The sequence below is a fragment of the Anaerostipes stercorihominis genome (assembly GCF_057535655.1).
Genome location: NZ_BAAJCL010000002.1, coordinates 194,009 through 216,714, shown reverse-complemented (window position 1 = coordinate 216,714; position 22,706 = coordinate 194,009). Strand labels below are relative to the sequence as shown.

General features: G+C 42.2%; 24 protein-coding genes. 3 read left to right on the top strand and 21 right to left on the bottom strand.

Going from position 1 to position 22,706, the window contains the following annotated elements:
• Positions 1–8: 8 nt before the first annotated feature.
• The 7 genes from smc to pta form a co-directional block, all read right to left on the bottom strand.
• Positions 9–3,566 carry a chromosome segregation protein SMC gene (gene smc, locus AC27EF_RS03170; protein ID WP_487108795.1) on the bottom strand — a complete coding sequence of 1,186 codons (3,558 nt, stop codon included), beginning with the start codon at positions 3,564–3,566 and terminating at the stop codon, positions 9–11.
• Positions 3,557–4,288, bottom strand: coding sequence for a ribonuclease III (rnc, locus tag AC27EF_RS03165; RefSeq protein ID WP_487108793.1), 732 nt, complete (start codon positions 4,286–4,288; stop codon positions 3,557–3,559). Before rnc ends, smc begins: the two co-directional genes overlap by 10 nt.
• A 4-nt stretch (positions 4,289–4,292) precedes the next feature.
• Entirely contained in the window at positions 4,293–5,300 is a 1,008-nt protein-coding gene (gene plsX / locus AC27EF_RS03160; protein WP_487108791.1) for a phosphate acyltransferase PlsX, read from the bottom strand.
• Positions 5,301–5,441: 141 nt separating this feature from the next.
• Positions 5,442–5,627, bottom strand: coding sequence for a 50S ribosomal protein L32 (gene rpmF, locus AC27EF_RS03155; RefSeq protein WP_008391606.1), 186 nt, complete (start codon positions 5,625–5,627; stop codon positions 5,442–5,444).
• A 4-nt stretch (positions 5,628–5,631) separates the two neighbouring features.
• Positions 5,632–6,144 carry a YceD family protein gene (locus tag AC27EF_RS03150; RefSeq protein ID WP_487108790.1) on the bottom strand — a complete coding sequence of 171 codons (513 nt, stop codon included), beginning with the start codon at positions 6,142–6,144 and terminating at the stop codon, positions 5,632–5,634.
• A 71-nt stretch (positions 6,145–6,215) separates the two neighbouring features.
• Entirely contained in the window at positions 6,216–7,406 is a 1,191-nt protein-coding gene (locus AC27EF_RS03145) for an acetate/propionate family kinase (protein WP_487108788.1), read from the bottom strand.
• Between the two features lie 23 nt (positions 7,407–7,429).
• Positions 7,430–8,437, bottom strand: a complete 1,008-nt coding sequence (pta, locus tag AC27EF_RS03140; protein WP_487108787.1) for a phosphate acetyltransferase — start codon at positions 8,435–8,437, stop codon at positions 7,430–7,432.
• A 305-nt stretch (positions 8,438–8,742) separates the two neighbouring features.
• On the opposite strand from pta, the gene AC27EF_RS03135 reads away from it, so the two are divergent.
• Complete coding sequence (locus AC27EF_RS03135; protein ID WP_487108786.1) at positions 8,743–9,954, top strand: tRNA(Met) cytidine acetate ligase; 1,212 nt, start codon at positions 8,743–8,745, stop codon at positions 9,952–9,954.
• 62 nt (positions 9,955–10,016) lie between these two features.
• Positions 10,017–10,925, top strand: coding sequence for a sporulation protein (locus tag AC27EF_RS03130; protein WP_487108785.1), 909 nt, complete (start codon positions 10,017–10,019; stop codon positions 10,923–10,925).
• Positions 10,926–10,939: 14 nt separating this feature from the next.
• Here the strand turns inward: AC27EF_RS03130 and AC27EF_RS03125 are convergent, their stop codons facing one another.
• The 8 genes from AC27EF_RS03125 to AC27EF_RS03090 all read right to left on the bottom strand — a co-directional run bounded on the left by AC27EF_RS03125 (position 10,940) and on the right by AC27EF_RS03090 (position 17,611).
• Entirely contained in the window at positions 10,940–11,548 is a 609-nt protein-coding gene (locus tag AC27EF_RS03125) for a hypothetical protein (RefSeq protein ID WP_487108784.1), read from the bottom strand.
• 7 nt (positions 11,549–11,555) lie between these two features.
• Positions 11,556–12,044 (bottom strand): pantetheine-phosphate adenylyltransferase, encoded by a 489-nt coding sequence (gene coaD, locus AC27EF_RS03120; protein ID WP_487108783.1) that lies wholly within the window; start codon positions 12,042–12,044, stop codon positions 11,556–11,558.
• 1 nt (position 12,045) lies between these two features.
• The gene (gene rsmD / locus AC27EF_RS03115) at positions 12,046–12,612 is read right to left on the bottom strand and encodes a 16S rRNA (guanine(966)-N(2))-methyltransferase RsmD (protein ID WP_487108781.1); all 567 of its coding nucleotides are present in this window, start codon (positions 12,610–12,612) and stop codon (positions 12,046–12,048) included.
• A gap of 193 nt (positions 12,613–12,805) precedes the next feature.
• Positions 12,806–13,027, bottom strand: coding sequence for an alpha/beta-type small acid-soluble spore protein (locus AC27EF_RS03110; RefSeq protein ID WP_008391621.1), 222 nt, complete (start codon positions 13,025–13,027; stop codon positions 12,806–12,808).
• Positions 13,028–13,138: 111 nt separating this feature from the next.
• Positions 13,139–13,411: an acylphosphatase gene (locus tag AC27EF_RS03105; RefSeq protein WP_487108779.1), complete on the bottom strand. Its 273-nt coding sequence runs from the start codon at positions 13,409–13,411 to the stop codon at positions 13,139–13,141.
• A 13-nt stretch (positions 13,412–13,424) separates the two neighbouring features.
• The gene (gene recG / locus AC27EF_RS03100) at positions 13,425–15,455 is read right to left on the bottom strand and encodes an ATP-dependent DNA helicase RecG (protein WP_487108778.1); all 2,031 of its coding nucleotides are present in this window, start codon (positions 15,453–15,455) and stop codon (positions 13,425–13,427) included.
• Positions 15,456–15,575: 120 nt separating this feature from the next.
• A complete protein-coding gene (gene fakA, locus AC27EF_RS03095; RefSeq protein ID WP_487108776.1) occupies positions 15,576–17,246 on the bottom strand; it encodes a fatty acid kinase ATP-binding subunit FakA in 1,671 nt (556 codons plus the stop codon).
• Positions 17,247–17,254: 8 nt separating this feature from the next.
• On the bottom strand, positions 17,255–17,611 hold the full coding sequence (locus AC27EF_RS03090) for an Asp23/Gls24 family envelope stress response protein (RefSeq protein ID WP_487108774.1): 357 nt from the start codon (positions 17,609–17,611) through the stop codon (positions 17,255–17,257).
• A gap of 193 nt (positions 17,612–17,804) precedes the next feature.
• Between AC27EF_RS03090 and rpmB the strand changes: the two genes are divergently transcribed.
• Positions 17,805–17,990, top strand: coding sequence for a 50S ribosomal protein L28 (gene rpmB, locus AC27EF_RS03085; protein ID WP_008391631.1), 186 nt, complete (start codon positions 17,805–17,807; stop codon positions 17,988–17,990).
• Positions 17,991–18,236: 246 nt separating this feature from the next.
• Here rpmB and AC27EF_RS03080 read toward each other — a convergent pair whose 3' ends face one another.
• The 6 genes from AC27EF_RS03080 to AC27EF_RS03055 form a co-directional block, all read right to left on the bottom strand.
• Positions 18,237–18,374: a hypothetical protein gene (locus AC27EF_RS03080; RefSeq protein ID WP_487108773.1), complete on the bottom strand. Its 138-nt coding sequence runs from the start codon at positions 18,372–18,374 to the stop codon at positions 18,237–18,239.
• Positions 18,375–18,650: 276 nt separating this feature from the next.
• Positions 18,651–19,040, bottom strand: coding sequence for a GerW family sporulation protein (locus tag AC27EF_RS03075; RefSeq protein ID WP_487108984.1), 390 nt, complete (start codon positions 19,038–19,040; stop codon positions 18,651–18,653).
• Positions 19,041–19,044: 4 nt separating this feature from the next.
• Positions 19,045–19,968: a DUF2953 domain-containing protein gene (locus AC27EF_RS03070; RefSeq protein ID WP_487108772.1), complete on the bottom strand. Its 924-nt coding sequence runs from the start codon at positions 19,966–19,968 to the stop codon at positions 19,045–19,047.
• Positions 19,965–20,285, bottom strand: coding sequence for a hypothetical protein (locus tag AC27EF_RS03065; RefSeq protein ID WP_487108770.1), 321 nt, complete (start codon positions 20,283–20,285; stop codon positions 19,965–19,967). Before AC27EF_RS03065 ends, AC27EF_RS03070 begins: the two co-directional genes overlap by 4 nt.
• A 68-nt stretch (positions 20,286–20,353) precedes the next feature.
• Positions 20,354–21,787, bottom strand: a complete 1,434-nt coding sequence (pyk, locus tag AC27EF_RS03060) for a pyruvate kinase (protein WP_487108769.1) — start codon at positions 21,785–21,787, stop codon at positions 20,354–20,356.
• Between the two features lie 39 nt (positions 21,788–21,826).
• A complete protein-coding gene (locus AC27EF_RS03055) occupies positions 21,827–22,696 on the bottom strand; it encodes a rhomboid family intramembrane serine protease (RefSeq protein ID WP_487108767.1) in 870 nt (289 codons plus the stop codon).
• Positions 22,697–22,706: the final 10 nt, after the last annotated feature.

Below are 22,706 nucleotides of genomic sequence, written 5' to 3'. Positions count from 1 at the left end.
CTCTCCTTTTACTCCTCTAAATCTTTTTCAATTAAGTTTACGGATACCTGTGTTGAAATTCCTTTTTCCTGCATTGTAATTCCATATAATACGTCTGCTGCCATCATCGTTCCCCGACGATGGGTAATGACAATAAACTGCGTATCCTTTGTTAATTTATGTAAATATTTTGCGAACCTTGTTACGTTGGAATCATCCAGTGCGGCTTCAATCTCATCCAACAGACAAAAAGGCGACGGCTTTAGGTTCTGAATTGCAAACAACAAAGAAATTGCCGTCAAGGCCTTCTCTCCTCCGGAAAGCTGCATCATATTCTGAAGTTTTTTCCCCGGCGGCTGCGCAATAATCTGAATCCCCGATTCCAAAATATCATCATCCGTAAGTTCCAGCCTTGCTTCTCCGCCTCCGAATAATTCTACAAATACTTCCTGAAATACTCTCTGAATATCTTGAAATTTTTCACGAAACTGCCGCTTCATCGCCTCTTCTAATTCCTTCATCAGTCCGGTTAAATGCGCCTCCGCCGTTATAATATCCTCATGCTGTTTTTCCAAAAATTCAAACCGCTTAGCTGCTTCTTTATAATCTTCAATGGCATTGACATTGACCGGACCCAGACTTCTAATCTGGCGTTTTAAGTTTGTAATGGTTTCTTTCATTTTGGAGAGGCTTCCAAATTCTTCTGTCTTCACACGCTCTTTTGCCTGATGATATGTGATTTCATAATTCTCCCACATATAATCAAACAATTCTTTTTGTTTTTCTTCCTGTCTCTGTCTGGCGCTTTCCAGACGGAACATTTCTTTATCGTATGCCCCGGCGCGCTCCATCATCTCTTCCCGGATCTTCACAGCCTGCTGGTAACTCTCTGTTTTTTCCTGTACTTTTTGCTGAACAGTCCGGAGCACTTCTTCTTTTTCCTGAATTTTATGCTGTTTCCCGAGAATCTCTTCTTTCAATCGCTGAATTTTATTTTCCAGCTTCTGAACAATTTCCACCGCATTCCCTGTTTCTGACTCACTGGACTGCAGTTCTTTTTCCATTCTCTCGGCTTCCAGACGAACGCGTTCATAATTGCTTTGCTGAAACTCCAGATTCTGTTTTTCTTTGCTGAGACGCATGTGAATCTCCGCAATGAGATGGGAATGTTCCTCCGCTCTGCTTCTCAAATGCTCAAGCTCTTTTGCAATCTGTGCGGCTCTTTCCTCATCGGTCCGATAAGCAGTTTCCAAATCAGATTTGTGCGTGAGCAGTCCTTTTGCATCCTCCTTCGCGGACAAAAGCTGGGCAGCCAGTTCTCCCTTCTCTTTCTCAAGATTTTCCTTCCGGCGAATCAAATCTTTTTCCTGTTCCAAAAGAGCTGTCAATGACATTTCTTCCGTATTTAATCTCAAAGAACTCTCCTGATGTTCTTCATTTAATCTTATCACACTTTGCCGGTATTCCTGCAATTTTTTTGTATTCTGCTCCCATTTTCTCTCTTCCGTTGCCATTTGCTCCCGGAATTTTAACAGTTTTTTTTCTAACTCCTCCACTTCTCTGGCGCGTCCCAGAAGATTTCCCTTATTTTTAAAGGCGCCTCCTGCCATAGACCCGCCACGGTTTAAAGAGTCTCCCTCTAAAGTTACAATTCTTACACTGTGATGATATTGGTTGGCAATGCGAATTCCCGCATCCATAGTTTCCACAATCAAAATCTGCCCCAAAAGAGAAGCAAACAATCCTTCATATTGTTTCTCATACACCGCCAGCTGATTTGCCGTTCCGATGACACCCGACTCCTTGAGCATTTCCGGTTTTACAAAAGCCTTTCCTCTGACCGCGTCCAGCGGAAGAAATGTAACCCGCCCATAACGGTTTTTTTTCAAAAATTCGATCATTCTTTTGGCAGTTATCTGCGTATCGGTGACAATATTTTGAATGCTTCCTCCAAGTGCAGTCTCAATGGCAGTCTCATATTTTGCTTCCACTTTTATGATATCTGCCACAGGTCCGATAATTCCGGAAATCATCGGCTGCTGCTCCATGACTTTTTTGATTCCAAACCCATATCCGTCATATCGTTCTGCCATATTTTTCAAAGTCTCATAATTGGACTGAAGGCGATGAACTTTTTCTTGTTTTGCAGAGATCTCATTCCGAATTTCATGACGTTCCTTCTCGATGGTCTCCCCAACCGCCTGCAGATCTTTTTTTCTCTGCTCCATTTCCTCCATCGTTTCTTTGATATAAGAAATCTTTTCTTGAACCTTTTCCTGCTGTCGTCTGTTTTCCTGCCGTTTTCCCGACAGCTCTTCACTTCCCGCCTCAAGGCCGCACACCCGGGCATTTAATTGTTCTTCCATTGTATCAAAACGTTCCAGAGCTTTGGATACTTCCATACGGCTGCTGTTTGCCGCCTCCATCTGTCTACGCAGACTTTCCTGTTCCATTTCAAGCTCCTGCATTCCCTTTTGATAAAACGCAACGCCGCTTTCCGTTTCTGTCTTTTCCTGTTCAATTTCCCGGCAGATGCCAAAAAGGCGCTTTGCATCATCAGAAAACTGTTTCATCTGTTTCTGCTTTTCCTGCAGCTCTCTTCTCAGACGTTCCCTCGTCTCAAGGAAATGTGTTTCCTTGGTTTTCTCCGTATTGATCTGTTCTCTTAAAACTTTAATATCGCCTTCCTGCCCCTGAACCGTCATTTTAGTTTGAGAAATTTCTGCCGTCATGGCTTCTGCCCGTTGGTTTAATTCCATCAAAGCACTATTTTCTTCCTCGTACTTTTTCTTGGCATCTTCCATCCTTCGATTGGCTTCTTTCATCTCATTCTCTGCAATGTTTATTTTTTCCTCAAGATTTGTCAGTTCCAGCCGAAGCCTCTGATCCTCCGTCAAAAACAGCTTGATATCTTCTTCTTTCAGCTGCTCTCTTAAATTTAAGTATTCCCTGGCGCGCTCCGACTGCTGTTTTAAAGGTCCCACCTGACGCTTTAATTCCGTCAGAATGTCTGTCACTCTTACTAGATTTTCTCTTTCTGCATCCAGCGCTTTCTGGGTTTCCATTTTATTTTTTTTGTACTTTACAATTCCTGCGGCCTCGTCAAAAAGCTCTCTGCGCTCTTCGGGCTTCCCGCTTAAAATCTGTTCAATCTGCCCTTGCCCGATGATAGAATACCCTTCTTTTCCGATTCCAGTATCAAAAAATAATTCTACAATATCTTTTCTGCGACACGCGCTTCCATTGATCAGATATTCACTCTCACCGGAGCGGTATACTCGCCGGGCAACCGTCACTTCTTCAAACTGAACCGGAAGACTTCCGTCACTGTTATCCAGAGTAATTGCCACATAGGCAGAGCCCATGGGACGGCGCAGTTCTGTGCCGGAAAAAATGACATCTTCCATTTTGGAACCTCGAAGCTGTCTGGCGCTCTGTTCACCAAGCACCCAGCGCACCGCGTCCGCTACGTTGCTCTTGCCGCTGCCGTTGGGACCCACAATCCCCGTAATTCCATGCTCAAACTGAAATATCATCTTATGAGCGAACGATTTAAATCCATTAACCTCAATACTTTTTAAATACATGAATGCTCATCCTCATTCTCTGATCCCATTGTCTGATCATGATATTTCTTAATTGCCTCAAAAGCTGCATGCTGCTCTGCATTTTTTTTGCTTCTTCCGGTTCCTGTTCCGATGACCCGCTCTCCGATCCGAGCCTCTACGGTAAATACTTTCTGATGATCCGGTCCTTCCTCCTTCACCAGCTGATAAGAGAGTTTTCCCTTTCCTTCTCCCTGCACAATCTCCTGAAGATTGGTCTTGGCATCGAAAAACAAAGCTTTATTCTCAACATCATGGAATAAATGCGCTTCGATAAATTTCGCTGCGGTCTCCAGCCCCCGATCTAAATAAATTGCCCCAATCACAGCTTCAAACGCATCCGAAAGAATGGAATCCCGGTCTCTTCCTCCTGTCAGAACTTCTCCTTTGCTGAGCTTTAAATATGTTCCAAGATCAATGTCTCTGGCGCAGCCTGCAAGTGTCGGTTCACAGACCAAACTTGCCCTGAGCTTTGTAAGCTTTCCCTCTGATTCTTCTTTATAAGTCTTATACAGATAATCGCTGCTTACAAGCTCCAAAACAGCATCTCCCAGAAACTCCAGACGCTCATTATTTTTTTCCTTCTTCATCTTGTGCTCATTGGCATAAGAACTATGAATCAATGCGTGCTGTAATAATTTTAAGTCTCGAAATTCAATTCCGATGTTCTTCTGAAATTCTTCAATCTTTTCTATTTCCATCATCTGCCTATCCTTTTACAATCTGTTCTTTGATTTTGTCATTAATTTTCTGTTCTGTAAAAGTAATGCACTGAATTATTGCATTTTTCATCTCTTTTGCCGTAGCTGATCCATGAACTTTGACAACCAGTCCATTTAAGCCAAGCAAAGGCGCTCCTCCATATTCCGATGCATCAAATCGTTTTAAGGTTTTTTTCAATGCCGGCTTCACAAGCAAACCGCCGATCTTACTGCGCATCGAGCTCATCATTCCGCCCTTTATTTCTTTTACCAAAACCGAAGACAATCCCTCTGAGAGCTTTAAGATCACGTTGCCGACAAACGCGTCACAGACAACCACATCTGCGGCGCCAAACGGCACATCTCTCGGTTCGATACTTCCCGTAAAATTCAATTCACTGCAGGCTCTCAAAAGGGGAGCCGTCTCTTTCACCAGCTGATTTCCTTTCGCCTCTTCCATACCGATGTTGACAAGCGCGACTCTCGGTTGCTTCACCCCAATGACATGCTCCATATAAATGGATCCCATCTTTGCAAACTCTACCAAATATTCTGGCTTCGCATCCATATTCGCTCCGGCATCCAACAGCAACATCACGCCTTTCTGCGTTGGCATAATGGCCCCCAACGGAGCTCTCTTTACGCCCTTAATTCGTCCTACTACAAACTGACCGCCGACCAAAATAGCCCCCGAGCTTCCTGCGGAAACGAAAGCATCCGCCGTTTGATCTTTTACCATTTTCATTGCTACCACCATAGAGGAATCTTTTTTCTTGCGAATTGCCTCTACCGGAGGTTCGTCGCAGGAAATTTCCTCCTCGGCATTGATAACCTCAATCTGCTCGCTTTTATATTGATATTTTTTTAATTCCTCATGAATTGTCGGCGCTTTTCCAACCAAAAAAACTTTGATATGATTTACTTCATTAACTGCATCCACAGCCCCTTTTACAATCTCCGCCGGAGCATGATCTCCGCCCATTGCATCCAATGCAACCTTCATTAATTTTTCCATTTTAAATTCTCCATTCTTTTAAAAAATGTAAAGCGCCTTTTTATAGGTCAGGAAATTTCGTTCCTGTCCTATAAAAAGCAAAATGCCACACGCCTGATTCTCAAACAAGATCCAAACGCATGGCATTTTCATACTATACCATTATTCAGCATGTGCTGAAACGATTTCTTTTTTATTGTAAGATCCGCAGGCTTTGCATACTCTGTGAGGCATCATCAGCGCACCACATTTGCTGCATTTTACAAGTGTCGGAGCAGTCATCTTCCAGTTTGCTCTACGTCTGTTTCTTCTTCCTTTGGATGATTTATTCTTTGGACAAATTGACATCAGGTTACACCTCCTTAAAATTCTTAAAAATATCCTGAATCGCTGCCATACGAGGGTCTGCCACCGTACGATCGCAGCCACACTCTTTTTCATTCAGATTCGTTCCGCATACCGGACACAGTCCTCTGCAATCCTCCCGGCACAACACTCTGGAAGGAAGCTTCGGAACAATTTCATCGAAGATCAGCATGTCTAAATCAAGAATTTTATTCTCAAGATATGGAAATTCTTCGTGTTCTTCCATCGTTCCAAAATCAATTTCTTCCACCACCTGAATTGATACCGGATAAGGAACTTCCTCAAGACAGCGGCTACATGGAATTCCCAATACAACTTCTGTCTCAAACCGAAAACATACCTTATCTTTGCCGCGGTTTTGAATCAAAATCGGAAAGCCTGTCCTGGTACGAATGGGATAAGACACACCTGTAAGCTTAATCTCATCCATATCGATGGATGCCTCCATTTTTTCCTCATATTTTGGTACTGAAATAAACTTTGATAATTGGATCTTCATACTATCTCCTAAAAAATCATACTGTACTATTATACGAATGCGGTACAAATTTGTCAAGGAATTTTCCCTATTTATTTTGCAAGCGCGACCGTATCTCTCGCAATCATTAATTCTTCATTGGTCGGAATACAAAGGAGTTTTACTTTTGAGGCATCGGATGAAATAATTGCTGCCTCTCCGTGAACATCATTCTTTGCCGGGTCAATTTCAGCGCCCAAGTATCCTAAATAACTGCAGATTGCAGCCCGAGTGGCATCGTCATTTTCCCCAAGTCCCGCAGTAAAAGCAATCGCGTCCACTCCGTTCATCGCTGCCGTATATGCGCCGATGTATTTTGCCACCCGGTATGTATACGCCTCCAACGCCGCATCTGCCGCATGGTTTCCTTCTTCCTTGGCAGCCTTAACATCTCTGAAGTCGGAGGATACACCGGACATTCCATAAACTCCGGACTCTTTATTTAAAATGGTCAGCACTTCAGAGGCTGTCTTGTTCTCTTTATTGGCAATAAACTCAATAATTGCAGGGTCCATATCTCCGGAACGTGTTCCCATAATCAAGCCTTCCAGCGGTGTAAGGCCCATGGAAGTATCCACAGACTCTCCGCCCTTCACTGCTGTGACACTGGCACCGTTTCCAAGATGGCACACAATAATTTTTAAATCTTTGATATCTTTTTGCAGCATCTTTGCAGTCTCTGCAGACACAAACTGATGTGATGTTCCGTGAAAACCGTAACGACGGATTCCGTCCTCATCGTAATATTTTCTCGGAATTCCGTATAAATAAGCTTTTTCCGGCATTGTCTGATGAAACGCCGTATCGAAGACTGCAACCATCGGAAGATTTGGCATCAGCTCCTGACAAGCCCGAACGCCAATCAATCCTGCCGGGTTATGCAGCGGCGCAAAAACTCCGCACTGTTCCACTTCTTTGATGACTTCATCTGTAATCAGGCAGGATTTTGTAAACTTCTCCCCGCCGTGTACAATTCGATGCCCTACTGCTCCGATCTCGTCCAGACTTTCTACAACCCCATTCTCAGAATCTGTCAATTGTTCAATCACAATTCCAATCGCCGTCTTATGGTCCGGCATCGCAGGTGTTGATTTCATTTTTTCTTTTCCCGCCGGCTCATGCGTTAGCGCACCGTCAATTCCGATTCTTTCACATAATCCTTTTGCTAAAACCTTCTCTGTTTCAGAGTCAATCAGCTGATATTTTAATGATGAGCTTCCACAGTTAATAACTAAAACTTTCATGCACTTTCTCCTTCACCTAAAATCTATTTTTCATTTTGTAAAGCTGCTGCCTGAACGCAGGTGATCGCCACCGCTCCGACGATGTCCTCTGCACAGCATCCTCTGGATAAATCATTGATCGGTTTTGCAATTCCCTGAGTAATCGGACCGTAAGCCTGTGCTCCGCCCAGTCTCTGAACCAATTTATATCCGATATTTCCGGCGTCAAGATCAGGGAACACCAATACGTTGGCTTTTCCTGCAACTTCACTTCTCGGCGCTTTCGTTGCGGCAACTTCCGGTACAATTGCAGCATCCAGCTGCAGCTCTCCGCAGATTAAATATTGAGGATATTTCTCTTTTGCAATCGTTGTCGCCTCTACAACCTTGGTAACATCATCATGCTTTGCACTTCCGCATGTGGAATGAGAAAGCATTGCCACTCTCGGAGTTTCTCCTACCAACTGCTGGAAGGTCTTGGCAGAACTTGCAGCAATTGCCGCCAGCTGCTCCGGATTTGGATTTTGATTTAATCCACAATCCGCAAACACAAAACATCCGTTGGCTCCCATATCTTTTGCCTGTGTGTCCATCAGCATAAACGCAGAAACAATCTCTGTATTCGGGGCAGTCTTTACAACCTGAAGAGCCGCACGCAAAACGTTGGCAGATGAATTAATCGCCCCTGCAACCATTCCGTCTGCATCTCCGACTCTTACCATTGTCGCACCGAAAAATAAAGGATTCGACAACAAAATTTCTTTTGCATCCTCCGGCAAAAGTCCTTTACTCTTTCTCGCCTCACATAAAGACTCAATATATGTATTCAAATTCGCACAGTCCGCCGGATCCACAAAAGATGCGCCAGAAAGATCCAATCCCTCTGCCTTTGCTAAAATCTCATCTTTCTTTCCCACTAAAATAACATCTGCCAATCCTTCTCTCAGCACGACATCTGCCGCGGTTAGGGTTCTCATGTCACTGGTTTCCGGCAATACAACGGTCTTCCTGTCTGCTTTTGCCTTCTCTTTAATCTCATCAATAAAACTCATTTACGTTGCTCCTTTCAACTTTCCAAAAAGATGAATTTAATCCTGTTAAATTATACAACATCATTACTTTACATACAATAAAAGATATGTATTTTTCGTTGTACACATTTCAAAAAAGCTATATTCATTCTACAGTTTTTTGGTGTCTATGACAAGATCGTTCCCCTTTATTTTTTATTTTTTGTGCAATTTTACTTGATTTTTCTTATATTTTATAAAATTCCACTTCATAGTGCTTCGCACTGGACGGACTTCGTCCGATAAGGTATACTATCTGTAAATATTTTGGAATTGGAGAATTTTTTATGAAAACTGCCGCAATTATTTGTGAATACAACCCTTTTCACAATGGTCACGCCTACCATATTCAGAAAACCAAAGACTTTACCGGGGCAGATTTTATCATTGCACTTATGAGTGGAAACTATGTCCAGAGAGGAACTCCTGCAATTATGGAAAAACATCTGCGGACACAGGCAGCTTTGCTTGGCGGAGCAGACCTTGTTTTGGAGCTTCCAATCTGGGCAGCCACAAGCTCTGCTCCTTCGTTTGCTTTGGGCAGTATTCATCTGTTAAACAGTCTGGGCATTGTCGATTTCCTTTCGTTCGGAAGTGAGTGCAGTGATCTCCATTTGCTGACTCGGATTGCTTCCTTCCTTTTGGAATCCGATGAAATCATTGAAAAAGAAACGGCCAAATACAGTCAGTCTGGTCACTCCTATCCCAAAGCAAAAGATCTGGCTTTGAGAGCCCTGCTTCCGGATTCTTCCTGGATTTCAATCATCCGTGAACCGAACAATATTCTCAGTTTAGAATATCTTAAGGCACTGCTTTCTCTGAAAAGCTCTATTGTACCCTGCTGTATTCAGCGGGCATCCAGCGGGCATCACGATGCATCCCTTCACACTTCCATAAGCTCTGCTTCCGCCATCCGAAATATCATGGAACAAGAAGGGCTCACTAGGATTCTTGCCCAGGTTCCGAAAGAAGTGCATACTTTATATCAAACTCATTTCACCAAAGATTTTCCTGTGCGCGCCGATGCTTTTTCTCTTTTGCTCCAAAAGAGTCTCTGTGAAACTTCTGACTACACAAATTTTTGGGAAATTTCAAAAGACTTCAGCGACCGTCTTCGCCGTGTATGGTCTCCAAATTTGTCTTTCACCGAAATAACCGAGCAATGTAAATCCAAAAATATTACATGGAGCCGGGTCAGCCGAAATCTGCTTCACATCATGCTTGGCATGACAAAAAAACAGCATGAAACCTTAAAAACTCTGCATATGATTCCCTATTTTCAGATTCTCGGTTTCAAAAAATCAGCTTCCCATCTGATTGCAAAAATGAAGCAACACACTGCAATCCCAATGGTGCGCCATCTCAGAGAGCTTGATGATCCGCTGACCTTTGAACAAAAGCAGCTCCTTGATGCAGAATATCGCGGAAATCTTTTCTATCATCTGATTCTGGGCAATGAATTTCATATTTCTCAAAAAGATCGTCAAATTATCGTCTAGTTTTCCCTCCCGGCTCATAAAATTATGAAGAAACTTCTGAATCAGATCCGGGAGGGTTATTTATGAAACACAGAAATTTACAGATTTTACTTCTTATCCTTTGCTCCATTTTATTTTTCTTTCCTGAAGCTTCCTCAGAAGGTGCAACAAATGGACTTCTCCTCTGGTCTGGAACCATCGTCCCCACACTGCTTCCCTTTTTTCTGCTCACCGGGATTATGAATAAATATCACGCTTTCTATTTGGTTTCTTACTTATTTTTCCCAATCTATCGCCGTTTTGCCTGGCTGAACCGAGATCTTGCCTATACGCTGATTCTTGGTTTTTTCTGCGGATATCCTCTCGGTGCAAAAATTATCAATGATCTAATTGGATCTGGTTCTTACACAAAAAAAGAAGGACAGAGCCTTCTTGCGGTGTGCAATAATGTCAGCCCCATGTTCACCATCGGTTATACCCTGACGCTCATTCTAAAGGATCAATTATCCATCCCCCTCTTTTTTCTTTGCCTCTACACTCCAAATCTTTGTTATTTCCTTTATCTTATGGCAAATGCAAAGAAAAAAAAGATGTTTTTTGACCGTCAAATCAAAACATCTTTGTTAACACAAAAAACGATGGATGAGATCATTTTTGACAGTCTGCGTTCCATCTTCTCTGTCGGTATTTATATTATGATCTTTTCCATCGGTGCAAATCTTTTAAAAGTTCTGGATCCTGTGCCTTATCTCACAGATTTTATGATCGGTATTCTTGAGATCACCACTGCCGTGACACATTTTGGTTCGATGCAGATCTCTCTGCAGACAAAAGCCTCTATACTCTGCGCTGTCAGCTCCTTCGGAGGTTTATCCGCTATGGCTCAAACCATGAGCGTCTGCCGTTTGGGAAATCTATCTTTCAGAAAATACCTGTTTACAAAAACCACATTTGCAATCCTAAGTTTCCTTCTGGCATGGTTTTTGTTTTAGCGCTGTTTTCGCCGTCAACCCTCGTCAGAGATGAAATCTTCAACCGTTCTCGTTTTAGCCTGCGTCATTGAGACTCCGGATAGTTGTTCTTCAATTTCTTTTGCATTGGATTGTATGGATTTCAAATCAGAGTCCAACGCAGAAAGCAATTGATCAAAGACACTCTGCTGTGCCTCCCGAACACTGGAAACATACCCCTGCACATCTTCCATAATTTCATTGACATAGCGAAGCGCCCCGGCTCGAATCTGATCCGCCTCCTCGTTGGCATTATGTACAACCGCACGGGCAGTCTCTCTGGCATTGGTTTCAATCTCGTCTGCACGCATCTTTGCCATCTCCACAATCTCATTGTGATCAATTAACTCCCCGGCTTCTTTTGCAGCCTGATTTACAATGTTTTGAGCTTTCGCACGCGCATCCTCTAAAATTGCATCCTTGCTTAAGATAATTTTATGACTGCGCTCAATCTCCCCCGGAATCTGTTTTCTCAGCTCCTCAATGACCGTTACTAAAACGTCTTTATCAATGTTAATTTTTCCCGGGCTGAACCGCGCCGGCTTTGCCTCGTCAATTAAAACCTCAATATCATCAATCATCTCGTGTAAATATTTTTCACTCATCTTCCTTCTATGCCTCCTTTAAATTATACTTTGCTTTGAGACATTCCTCTACGTAAGGCGGAACCATTTCTGACACATCCCCGTGATAAGACGCAATTTCCTTTACAATTGTGGAACTTACATAAGAATACTCAATACTGGTTGTAAAAAACATGGTGTCCAAATCTTTATTTAGTCTGCTGTTGGTCTGTGCAATCTGAAGTTCATACTCAAAGTCTGTGACTGCCCGGAGTCCCCGTACGGACACTGCCGCATTCTGCTGCTTTGCAAAATCAACCAATAACCCCGAAAACGATTGTACCTCCACGTTTTTCAGGTGTTTTGTTGTCTCCTGAATCATCTCTATTTTTTCATCCAGAGTAAACATTGGTTTTTTAGCGCTGTTGGTTAGAACAGCAATGATCAGCTTATCAAATACCTTAGCAGAACGTTCAATAATGTCAAGATGTCCATATGTAATCGGATCAAAGCTTCCCGGATAAACGGCAATACTCATCTTAAGAATCCTCCCGTGATTTTTTTAAAAATGTATGTTGATTGGTCTTATATTTTTTTATCTTCTCTACTTTGAGATTCTTATAATCTTTTTCCAAAATCACAGTCTCCACGGAAGACTCCACAATAACAACCGTATGATTGCCGCAAATCGACGACCGGTCAAGCAGTGCAAGAATCCGCTGCTCCCAGCCCTTCTTGTACGGCGGATCCATAAAAATATAATCAAACACGATTCCCCGCTTTTCAAGCGTGCGAATTGCCGACTGCACATCCGCTGCCATGACGACAGCCTTTGCTTCCAGATTTGTATATTTTAAATTCTCACGAATGCAGGATACCGCATTTTTTGCCTTTTCTACAAAATAGGCCTGATCTGCTCCTCTGCTTAAGGCCTCAATTCCAATTCCTCCGCTGCCTGCAAATAAGTCCAAAAAAAGACATCCTGCCACATGATATTGTATCATATTAAACAAGGTTTCCTTAATACGATCCTGCGTCGGTCTTGTTTCCATTCCCTCGATGGTCTTTAACTTCAAACTTTTTGCACTTCCTGATATGACTCTCATAGATCAACATTCCTTTTTACTTTTCTTCTATTGTATTATATACAAAAATTTTGTCAAGAACAAAGCAGAGTCCGCACCGTCTCAAAAAAAATAGGAAGGTCAAAACTTTCCGATATTATAAAAATAAATGCCGAAATTCCTGTTTCCCCAAGAATTCCGGCATCTATCATTCTAAAGATTATCGTTTGTTATCCTATCGGGACATTTCCTCTTCCTGTCTGCGGATCATTTTACGAACCATTTCTCCTCCGACAGAACCTGCCTGTGCAGTTGTCAGATGTCCGTTGTATCCTTCTTTTAAGTCTACCCCAATTTCATTTGCAACCTCAAACTTAAATCTGTCCAAAGCTCCTCTTGCTTCTGGTACCTCAACTCTGTTTGTTCCTTTGCTTCTTGCTGAAGTTCGTTCTTCCATTTTGAAAGTCCTCCATTTCTTTTGTCTTGTTTTTTGTTACAATCATAGTATGCTCTAAGACACAAAAGATACTCTGGGAGTTTTTTCATAGTCTGGAATTTTTTATTTTCATCAGTATCGCACATGAAACCCTTTTTCTTTTTCCACAAAAGGCCGCTCCTCTTTTTCGATCCGGTCAATTCTGAGAAAACGATTTCCTTCCTGCATCAGAGTAAGAAACTGTTTTAACTCAAAGGAATTTCCCTGAACTTCCGCTGTCACAGAGCCGTCAGACATATTTTTGACCCATCCGGTTAAATGACATCGTTCTGCATTCATTGCTGCAAAAAACCGAAATCCCACTCCCTGCACTCTTCCCGTAAACCTTACATAAAAACGTTCCATTGAACTTCCTCCTTTATAAGTTTTTGGCAAGACTGATCTGTTTTTCCAAGCGACTGTTTTGAAGTCTCGAAAAATCAAATCCCTCTTCCTCCAGTTCTCTGACTGCATCTGATGCCTGCTTCAAAAGATCTGCATTAGTATAAATATCTGCCAAAACAAAATCCATCATTCCACTCTGGCGTACTCCGAAAAAGTCCCCCGGTCCCCGCAACTTTAAATCTTCATTTGCAATATAAAATCCGTCGTTGGATCGATTCAGCACCTCAAGCCTGCGCATCGTTTCTTTCTTCCTGGACCCTGTCATAAAAATACAATAGGACTGATGCCTTCCTCTTCCCACACGTCCCCTCAGCTGATGGAGCTGCGCAAGTCCAAATCTTTCGGCATTCTCTACCATCATCACCGTGGCGTTGGGTACATTCACCCCAACTTCCACAACGGTCGTAGACACTAAAACATCAATCTTTCCTTCGGAAAATTCATCCATAACTTTTTGTTTCTGTGCAGACTTCATTTTTCCGTGGAGACAGCAGATCCTTACGGATGGAGGAAGATTATTTTTTAACATTTCTGCGTATTGCATTACATTTTCGCCCTCCATTGTTTCACTTTCCTCTACCATCGGACAAATAATATAAACCTGACGTCCCTGTTGCACCTGCTTCGTCAAAAAACGATAAGCCGTCGGCCGATAATTGGTGTTTACCACACAGTTTTTAATCGGGAGACGTTCCGCCGGAACTTCGTCAATGATGGAAACGTCCAAATCCCCATAAAGAATAATGGCTAAGGTTCTTGGAATCGGCGTCGCACTCATCACCAGTACATGAGGCTTTTCCCCTTTCAAAGACAGACTTTGTCTCTGCCGCACGCCAAACCGGTGCTGTTCGTCTGTAACTACCAGCGCTAATTTGTGATACGTTACTTTTTCCTGAATCACCGCATGAGTTCCTATGATAAGATCCACCTGATGACTTTTCACAGCATCATATATTTCTCGTTTTTCTTTTGCCTTGGTCGATCCCGTCAAAAGAACCGTGCGAATTCCAAACGGATTCAAAAGTTCTTGAAACGTCTCATAGTGCTGGTTTGCCAAAACCTCTGTGGGGGCCATTAAGACGCCTTGATATCCCGCTTTTGCACACATAAAAAGCAAAATTACTGCCAAAATGGTCTTTCCGGACCCCACATCTCCCTGCACCAGACGATTCATCACTTTCCCTGATTTCAAATCTTTTGCCATTTCACGCAGCGCCCGTTTCTGTGCTCCGGTTAATTGGTAAGGGAGACGATCAAGCAGCTTCTTAACCTCTTCACAGACCGGAATCACATATCCCTCCCCATCTTCTTTTTCGTCGGAGGAAATCATGTGCATTGCGGAGATAAAGATAAAAAATTCATCGAAAATCAACCTCTTTTTGGCTTCAATGAGCTGCTTTTTTGACTCCGGAAAATGGATGTTCCAAATGGCATCGCTGTAATTCATAGGATGATACTTTTGCAATATTGTCTCGGGAAGATATTCAGGAATCGCTTTCATATAGCGTTCCGCCTGACGGATCGCTTTTGAAACAATCTTATTGGTAAGCCCGCCAGTCAACGGATAAACCGGCTGGAGCGTCTCTTGTTTTTTCCTGTAATCTTCCTGAGTAAAAATTTCCGCATGTTCTATTGTGATCCGACCGTTTTTAAAAACGGGAGTTCCGCAAAAAATATAATCTCCGCCCTGATGAATCTGCTTTTTCAAATACGGCATGTTGTACCACACAAGGGTGATTGTTCCGGTATGATCTCTTCCGAGACACGTTACAAGCTTCATCCTCCGCACATACTGTACATGGACTTCCGAACAAATCCGCACTGAAACAGAGACTCTCTGTCCGATTTCCAAGTCGCAAATATCTTTCGGATCTTCATAGGTCAGATAATATTTCGGGTACATGCCAATTAGATGATCTACACTTTGAATCCCCAGTCTTCCAAAAGCCGCCGCTGTTTTTTCTCCGATTCCCTTCAATTCTAAAATACTGGTTGTTCCATCCATAGGATACTCCTAATCTGTCAAATCAAAAATGACAGCAGTCCTGACTCGCATTTGGTCGGTGCCGCTGCCATTTGATTCACTTGCATTCTTTTTAAATCTCTGAGTTTCCTTTTCTTTATCTTACTCTACAGACAGAAGGAAATAATAAACCGGCTGTCCTCCGTACTCCAACTGCACATCACAGTCGCCGTAGGTTTCCTCAACCTTTTGCAGCAGCGCTTCCGCCTGTTCCTCTGTGGTATCTTGTCCATAGTAAATGCAAATCAATTCACTGTCTTCATCTACCATCTTATCAAGCAATTCCAGCGTCACATCAGAGATACTGTTTCCAACCTTCTGAATTCCGTCATCGTCAATTCCCATAATATCGTCAATTTTGATTTCCATCCCATTGACTGAGGTATTACGGACCGCATATGTGATCTCTCCGGTTTTCACAGACGCAATGATCTCTTTCATTGTTTCTTCATTGGTCTTCGCATCCTGTTCCGGCTCGAATCCAATAATCGCGGAAAGTCCCTGCGGAACTGTTGTTGTTGGAATGATTACGACTGTTTTATCTTCAATCAACGACTGCGCCTGCGTTGCTGCCAAAATAATATTTTTGTTATTCGGGAAAACAAACACAGTCTCTGCGTGCACATTCTCAATGGCATTGAGCATATCTTCTGTACTTGGATTCATCGTCTGTCCTCCCTCAATGAGAGAATCTACTCCAAGGCTTTTAAAAATCTCATTCATCCCTTCGCCGATGGAAACGGCAACAAAGCCATAATCTTTTTTTGGTCCCTGGGATGTCTCTTGGTTTTCGGAATCCTTATTTTGTGCATTCAATCCCAGTCTTTCCCGATGTTCTTCTCTCATATTGTCGATTTTCATATTGGAAAGCTCGCCAAAAGTCAGCCCCTTCTCGATTGCCTTCCCGGGATGATTGGTATGCACATGAACTTTCACAATCTCTTCATCTGCTACCACAACAATCGAATCTCCAATCTCTGTGAGAAAAGCTTTAAATTCCTGCTCCTCCTTCTGAGTCAGCTCTTTTTTGGTCACTACGATAAACTCTGTACAGTAGCCAAATTTGATTTCTTTTTCAGAAATCGGCTGCTCAGAAACCACAGGCTGTCCGGAAGATTTCGGAACCATCGAAACATCGATTTCTTTTCCCATTAAAACGTCCACTGCTCCGCTTAAAAACTCTACCAGCCCTTGTCCGCCGGAATCTACAACACCTGCTTCTTTTAAAACCGGAAGCATCTCCGGTGTCTGTTTCAGAATTTCATTGGCTTCCTTGAGAACGACTGCAGCAAACTTTTCAAAATCCTGCGTTGTTCTGGCACAGCGAACCGCTTTCTCCGCCGTTATCTTGGCTACCGTAAGAATGGTTCCTTCTTTCGGCTTCATCACTGCTTTATAAGCGGTATCTACGGCATTTTTAAATCCTGCCGCAACCGCTTCTGTTGTAAGAACCTGCTGATCTTTGACCCCCTTATAAAATCCTCGGAACAGCTGTGACAAAATAACACCGGAATTTCCTCTGGCACCTCTTAAGGAACCACTGGACAACCCTCTGGCTACTTCCTTGATTGTAAGCTCTGGGGTATTCGCAACCTCCTTGGCTGCCGCTATCGCGGTCATGGTCATATTGGTTCCGGTATCACCGTCCGGTACCGGAAAGACATTCAACTCATTAATATATTCTTTATGCGCCTCTAAACGCTTTGCTCCGCCAATTAACATCTTCTGCAGCAATGCCGCATCTATTTGATTCATTTTTTTCTTTGCCTCCATATTTCTCATTATCCAATATCTTTTACGCCTTCAACGTAAATATTAATCCGTTCTACCTCCAGGCTTGTAAATTCCTCTACCCGGTATTTTACAGACTCCATGAGATTGCTGGCAACCGTAGAAATGGAAACTCCATAAGATACAATAATATGGAAGTCAATTGTGATCTTATTATGATTGACAGAAACGAAAACGCCCTTGCGGATATTGTCTCTGGTGAGAAGCTTGGCAATCCCATCCTTTACATTGACCATCGCCATGCCTACGATACCAAAACACCCAAGGGCACAGATCCCTGCATATTTTGCGATCACCTGATTTTCAATGGAAATCTCTCCATTCTTTGTATTCATATGTCCTTTCATAAATTATACCTCCAAATGAGAATTCATATATAATATGAGTATACCTTATCCTTTGAAATCCGTCCAGTCCAAAGGCAAAAGAATTCAAAGAAAAGCAAATTTCATCTTGATTTTTCATAATCAATCTGTTAGAATGTAATAGTTGTCGAGCCTGGAATGTAACAGGGATAAGATTGGAAAAGGAGGTGCTAACATGGCAAAATGTGCTATTTGTGGCAAAGGCGCTCATTTTGGAAATGCAGTGAGCCATTCACATAGAAGATCAAACAAAATGTGGAAATCAAATATTAAATCCGTAAAAGTAAAAGTAAATGGTGCAGCAAAAAAAATGTACGTTTGTACTTCATGCTTAAGATCCGGTAAGGTTGAGCGTGCATAAGCATTTACAATTTATTTAATATAGAACCACAAAAGAGCCATTGCAGAATGGTTCTTTTTTCTTTGCGATAGCGATGAGTCAAAGTCCGGGCTTGTCCGGAACCTTGGCGTTCGCTTACCATCCCGGAATGTGCCTTTTGGCGCTTCCGGTGATTTTTCAGGAAATGAATTCCTTGTCTTTATTAGTATGTTCATTCTGCCACATCTTTATCACTCTTTTGCATCAATTACAAACGTCTTTGAAAAATCAATGAAAAAAAAGGCAATATGCAATGACGATACATCCGCATCCCATAATCACCTGCGTCAGACTATGGTCAATACATAATCCAACCTGTAACCCCAGTCCAAAAAAGAAAAAGCCAATTCCCCATACACGCTTCATATTTTCACCTCAAGACCTTATATTCAAAACACATCCATGAGCCTTCGCTTGGAATCGCAGTCCACAATGCAGACAAAATCCCACCTGATATATTCTATGCACCGCCTGCAATTTATGTTCCAAATTTCCTAATTATCAGAACAAATCGGACAAGTCTGTCTCGAACTCTCTACATCCCGCAAGCATTTTATGATAAAAAAATGTAAAAACTTTCCTATATCATAGAAAATCCCGAAAACCATTTTAAAGAATTGTTTCCGGGCGTCTTCTCCATCCTTATTTTTCTTTTTTTTGTTCTTTTTCCAAGTCTTCTACGATATCTTCCAAAGTCTCTTCCTTTTTTGTAAATTTATCAATGACATCTGGTACCATATCTAAAAGCTTTACGATGGTTTCCTGATTCTTTACATTGACCAGCTTGGTCTGTCCATTGCGAATCACCAAAACGGCGCTCGGCGTCATTTTTCCTCCGATTCCGCCTCCGCTGCGATTTTTTTTGTCCGCCGCAAAAGCTCCTGCTCCCATCCCAAAGGATACATCGACCAATGGCAAAATGATCGTATCGTTGATATAGATTGGTTCTCCCACAACAGTCTTTGAGGTCAGAAAGCTTTCCATCCCATCAAACAGCGATCCCACCGTATCCTTTAAATTCTCCTTATTCATCATGTCAACCTCCTAACATTGTGATCACACGGTCTTTTTGCTTCAACAAATCTTTATCTCTGAAAATCTTCCACAATAACATCAATATTCTATATCGTCGGATCCTTCCTCGAACCAGAACCTTCCCTTCCAGAATTTCCCTTGAAAAATCCGGTGTGATTTCAAAATAACGGGCACTTGCCGGCATGATTGCCGCAATCAAGCCAAGTATTTTTCCGGTCAGCGCCGGATCATCGGTCCCGAATACAAGATGTCCTTTTATTTTCTGGGGAAGTAAAAGACGAATTCCGTCAAAACCATAGGTTTTGATTCTGACAACGGCATTCTGAATTTTCTCATCTCCAAAAGCTTCTCCCACAGCTTCCATCTTTTCTGTAAATTCTTGAATTTTCTTTGGAATACTTTTAAGCTTATTATAACACTTTTGAAAGAAATCTACGATTTTTTTTTGATCTTTTACCGGTTTTTCAAGCTTTTGCGGCGTTTCTTTTTTCGCTTTCTTTTCTTCTCCCTCCCACACAAGATCGAAGACATCTTCCGTGTCTCGCTCCTTGTCTGAAACTGCCTCAGTATTCGGATCCTTTTTCTTCTCTTTCGGCGGCTTCGATTTCACTCCCTCTTTTTCTGAGCGCTGCTCTAAAGATGTTTCTTTTTCTTCTGAGCCAAACAAGGACCACCTCCGGGAATCTGACCGGTACATAGGAATCCCAAACACATGGATTCCAAACTCCATCTCATCATTATAGAGAAGCCTTCCCCTTACAATCACCAGAGCCCATGAAAATCGAAGCTTTCCTCTCAGTTTGTTCCCATCAAACTCACCCTCTGCCTGATAGCAAATTGGACAAAGCAAAAGTATCAGGAGAAGCGCCACCGGAATCAAAATCAGTATCCCTAATATTTTTAAAGCAACAAAAATAATACTCATGATTTTACTTCTCCATTAAAATAGATATCCGCATTTTCCAGACAGTCTTCCCGGTACAGCCGATCCACAATACGTCTCAACACTACCAGAGCATCTTCTTTTCCTGCCGCCATACCGACGATCACCATCTCTTTTTCTCTGTAAAAAGCTGACAAAAGCTGATTATATTCATAAATTTCCAGAACACTCCAATTCCAAACAGGCAGAGTGATACAATATAGAACCGGAATCCTTTTTCCCTGCCGAATCCGTTCCATCAATCTGTATTTCTGCGATCTTAAGATTTCTGATATGTATACATGTTCCGCGATCTTCATTCTTTCACCTGCTTTAAGAAAATGGGGATGCATTGCTACATCCCCATTTTAACATATAATCTTGTCGATTACTCGCCAATTTTAACGACTTTCAACATATTTGTGACACCTTTTCCACGGTGATCTGCCGGTCCTCCGCCGGTTAACACAAGAATATCATCCTGCTCAGCCAGACCTGCCTCCAAAACGATATCCGTTGCCTCATCCAAAAGATCCTTGGTTGTTTCTGCCTTATGAGATTTGAACGGACGAACCCCCCAATAAATCTGCATCTGACGAACCACTGCTTCATCTGGAGACAGTCCGATAATCTGTGCATCCGGTTTGAATTTTGATACGATTCTCGCCGTAAATCCAGACATGCTGGATGCCAGAATACATTTTGCATTAATATTATGCGCAGTCTGTACTGCGGAATAAGCAACTGCCGCTGAAATTCCACGATTTACATAAATCGGACGATAGTCTTTGATCTTCGTATCCAAATGAAGTTCTGTGGAAATTGCAATCTGGTTCATCATACGAACTGCTTCTACCGGATGCTTTCCTTTTGCTGTTTCACCGGATAACATGATCGCATCGGTTCCATCATAAATTGCATTGGCAACATCTGTCACCTCTGCTCTTGTCGGGCGTGGATTGCGAATCATAGAATCTAACATCTGTGTCGCTGTGACAACCGGCTTAAATGCATTGTTGCATTTTTTGATAATGGCTTTCTGCATAAACGGTACTTCTTCCGCCGGAATCTCCACACCAAGGTCTCCGCGGGCAATCATAATTCCAGCAGACGCCTGAATAATCTCTTCAATGTGTTCCACACCTTCAATATTTTCAATCTTAGAAATCACACCCACATGCATATTGTGCGCTCCGATGATCTCTTTAATTTCTTCCACCGCCGCTGCATTTCGGATAAAAGATGCCGCAATAAAATCAATTCCATTCTCTAAACCAAATTCAATATCTGCCTTATCCTTTTCTGTGATGGACGGAAGATTCACTCGAACATTTGGTACATTGACACCTTTACGGCTTCCCAGCATTCCTCCATTGACTACCTCACAGACAATGTCCGTGCCATCCTTAATTTCTTTCACATGAAGTTCAATCAGACCATCGTCAATCAGAATTGTATTTCCTGTTTCTACGTCTTTTGGAAGTTCAGCGTATGTAATGCTGACAATTTCATTGGTTCCATCTACTTCTCTTGTTGTCAGAACAAAGTCCTGTCCTTCCACCAACTCTACGTCATCATCGGTTGACAGCAATCCAGTACGGATTTCCGGCCCCTTTGTATCAAGCAAAATTGCAATTGGCAATCCAAGTTCTTCTCTGAATTTTTTAATTCTTTTAATTCTTCCCAGCTGTTCTTCATGATCTCCATGAGAGAAATTCAGTCGCGCAATATCCATTCCCTCTATCATCAGCTGCTTTAATACAGCATCATCGTCCGTTGCAGGACCCATGGTACAAATAATTTTTGTCTTTTTCGTTAGCATAATATTCTCCTTTTGCTTTCATATATAGATATTAGTATCTCACTTTTTCACATGCTTATGGGTAAATAAATGATCCTGACAGTATTCGTAATCCCCATCGCATTTTGAACAGTATCGAAACTCCAATGTCGGATCATCCAATTCTGTTCGATGGCACACTGCACATTCATGCAGCGCACCGTTTTTCTTCTTCGGAACAACCTGCTTCTTTTGAAAGTCCCGGCTCTTTTTTTTCTGAACCGTTCTTTGCGCAAAGGCAGCGCCCCGGCTTCTGATTCTTTTCATAGAGAAGAAAAACAGCAAGAAATTTAATAAAGCTGCTACAATGGATACTTTAACTGAAATTCCCTGTGCTGTAAAGCCTGAGAAGAGAAAAATATACGCGAGATATGCCCCGTCCAAATAAGCAAGCCATTTGACACGGATCGGCAAAATCATGTACAAATATACCTGCATGTCCGGAAACATCGCCGCATAGGCTAAAAACAAAGTCATATTCAAGTAAAAGGTATCCATATATACTGAAGCGCCATACATTTCCCCATAGAAAAAGGTCAGCACTCCATATGTAAGAAACGCTCCGAGAATCGTTCCCAACACTCCGATGAAATAGTACATATTAAACCGAAACGTTCCCCACACTTGTTCCAAGGAAACTCCGATTGAATAATAAAAGAACAATACAAAAAGAATAAAAATCAAACTGGAATCCGGTCCAACCATTAAAAACGTAATCAATCTCCAGACCTGTCCGTGAAGAATCAGATATGGATTCAGCTTTAGCATATAATATAAGGAAGGAGATACCATCTGTATTACATACCCTGCCGCATATAATATGACAATCACCATCGGCAGATTGGGGATCGCAAACTTTCCAAACTTCTTTTCTAATTTATTCAGCCACATAAAAACCCTT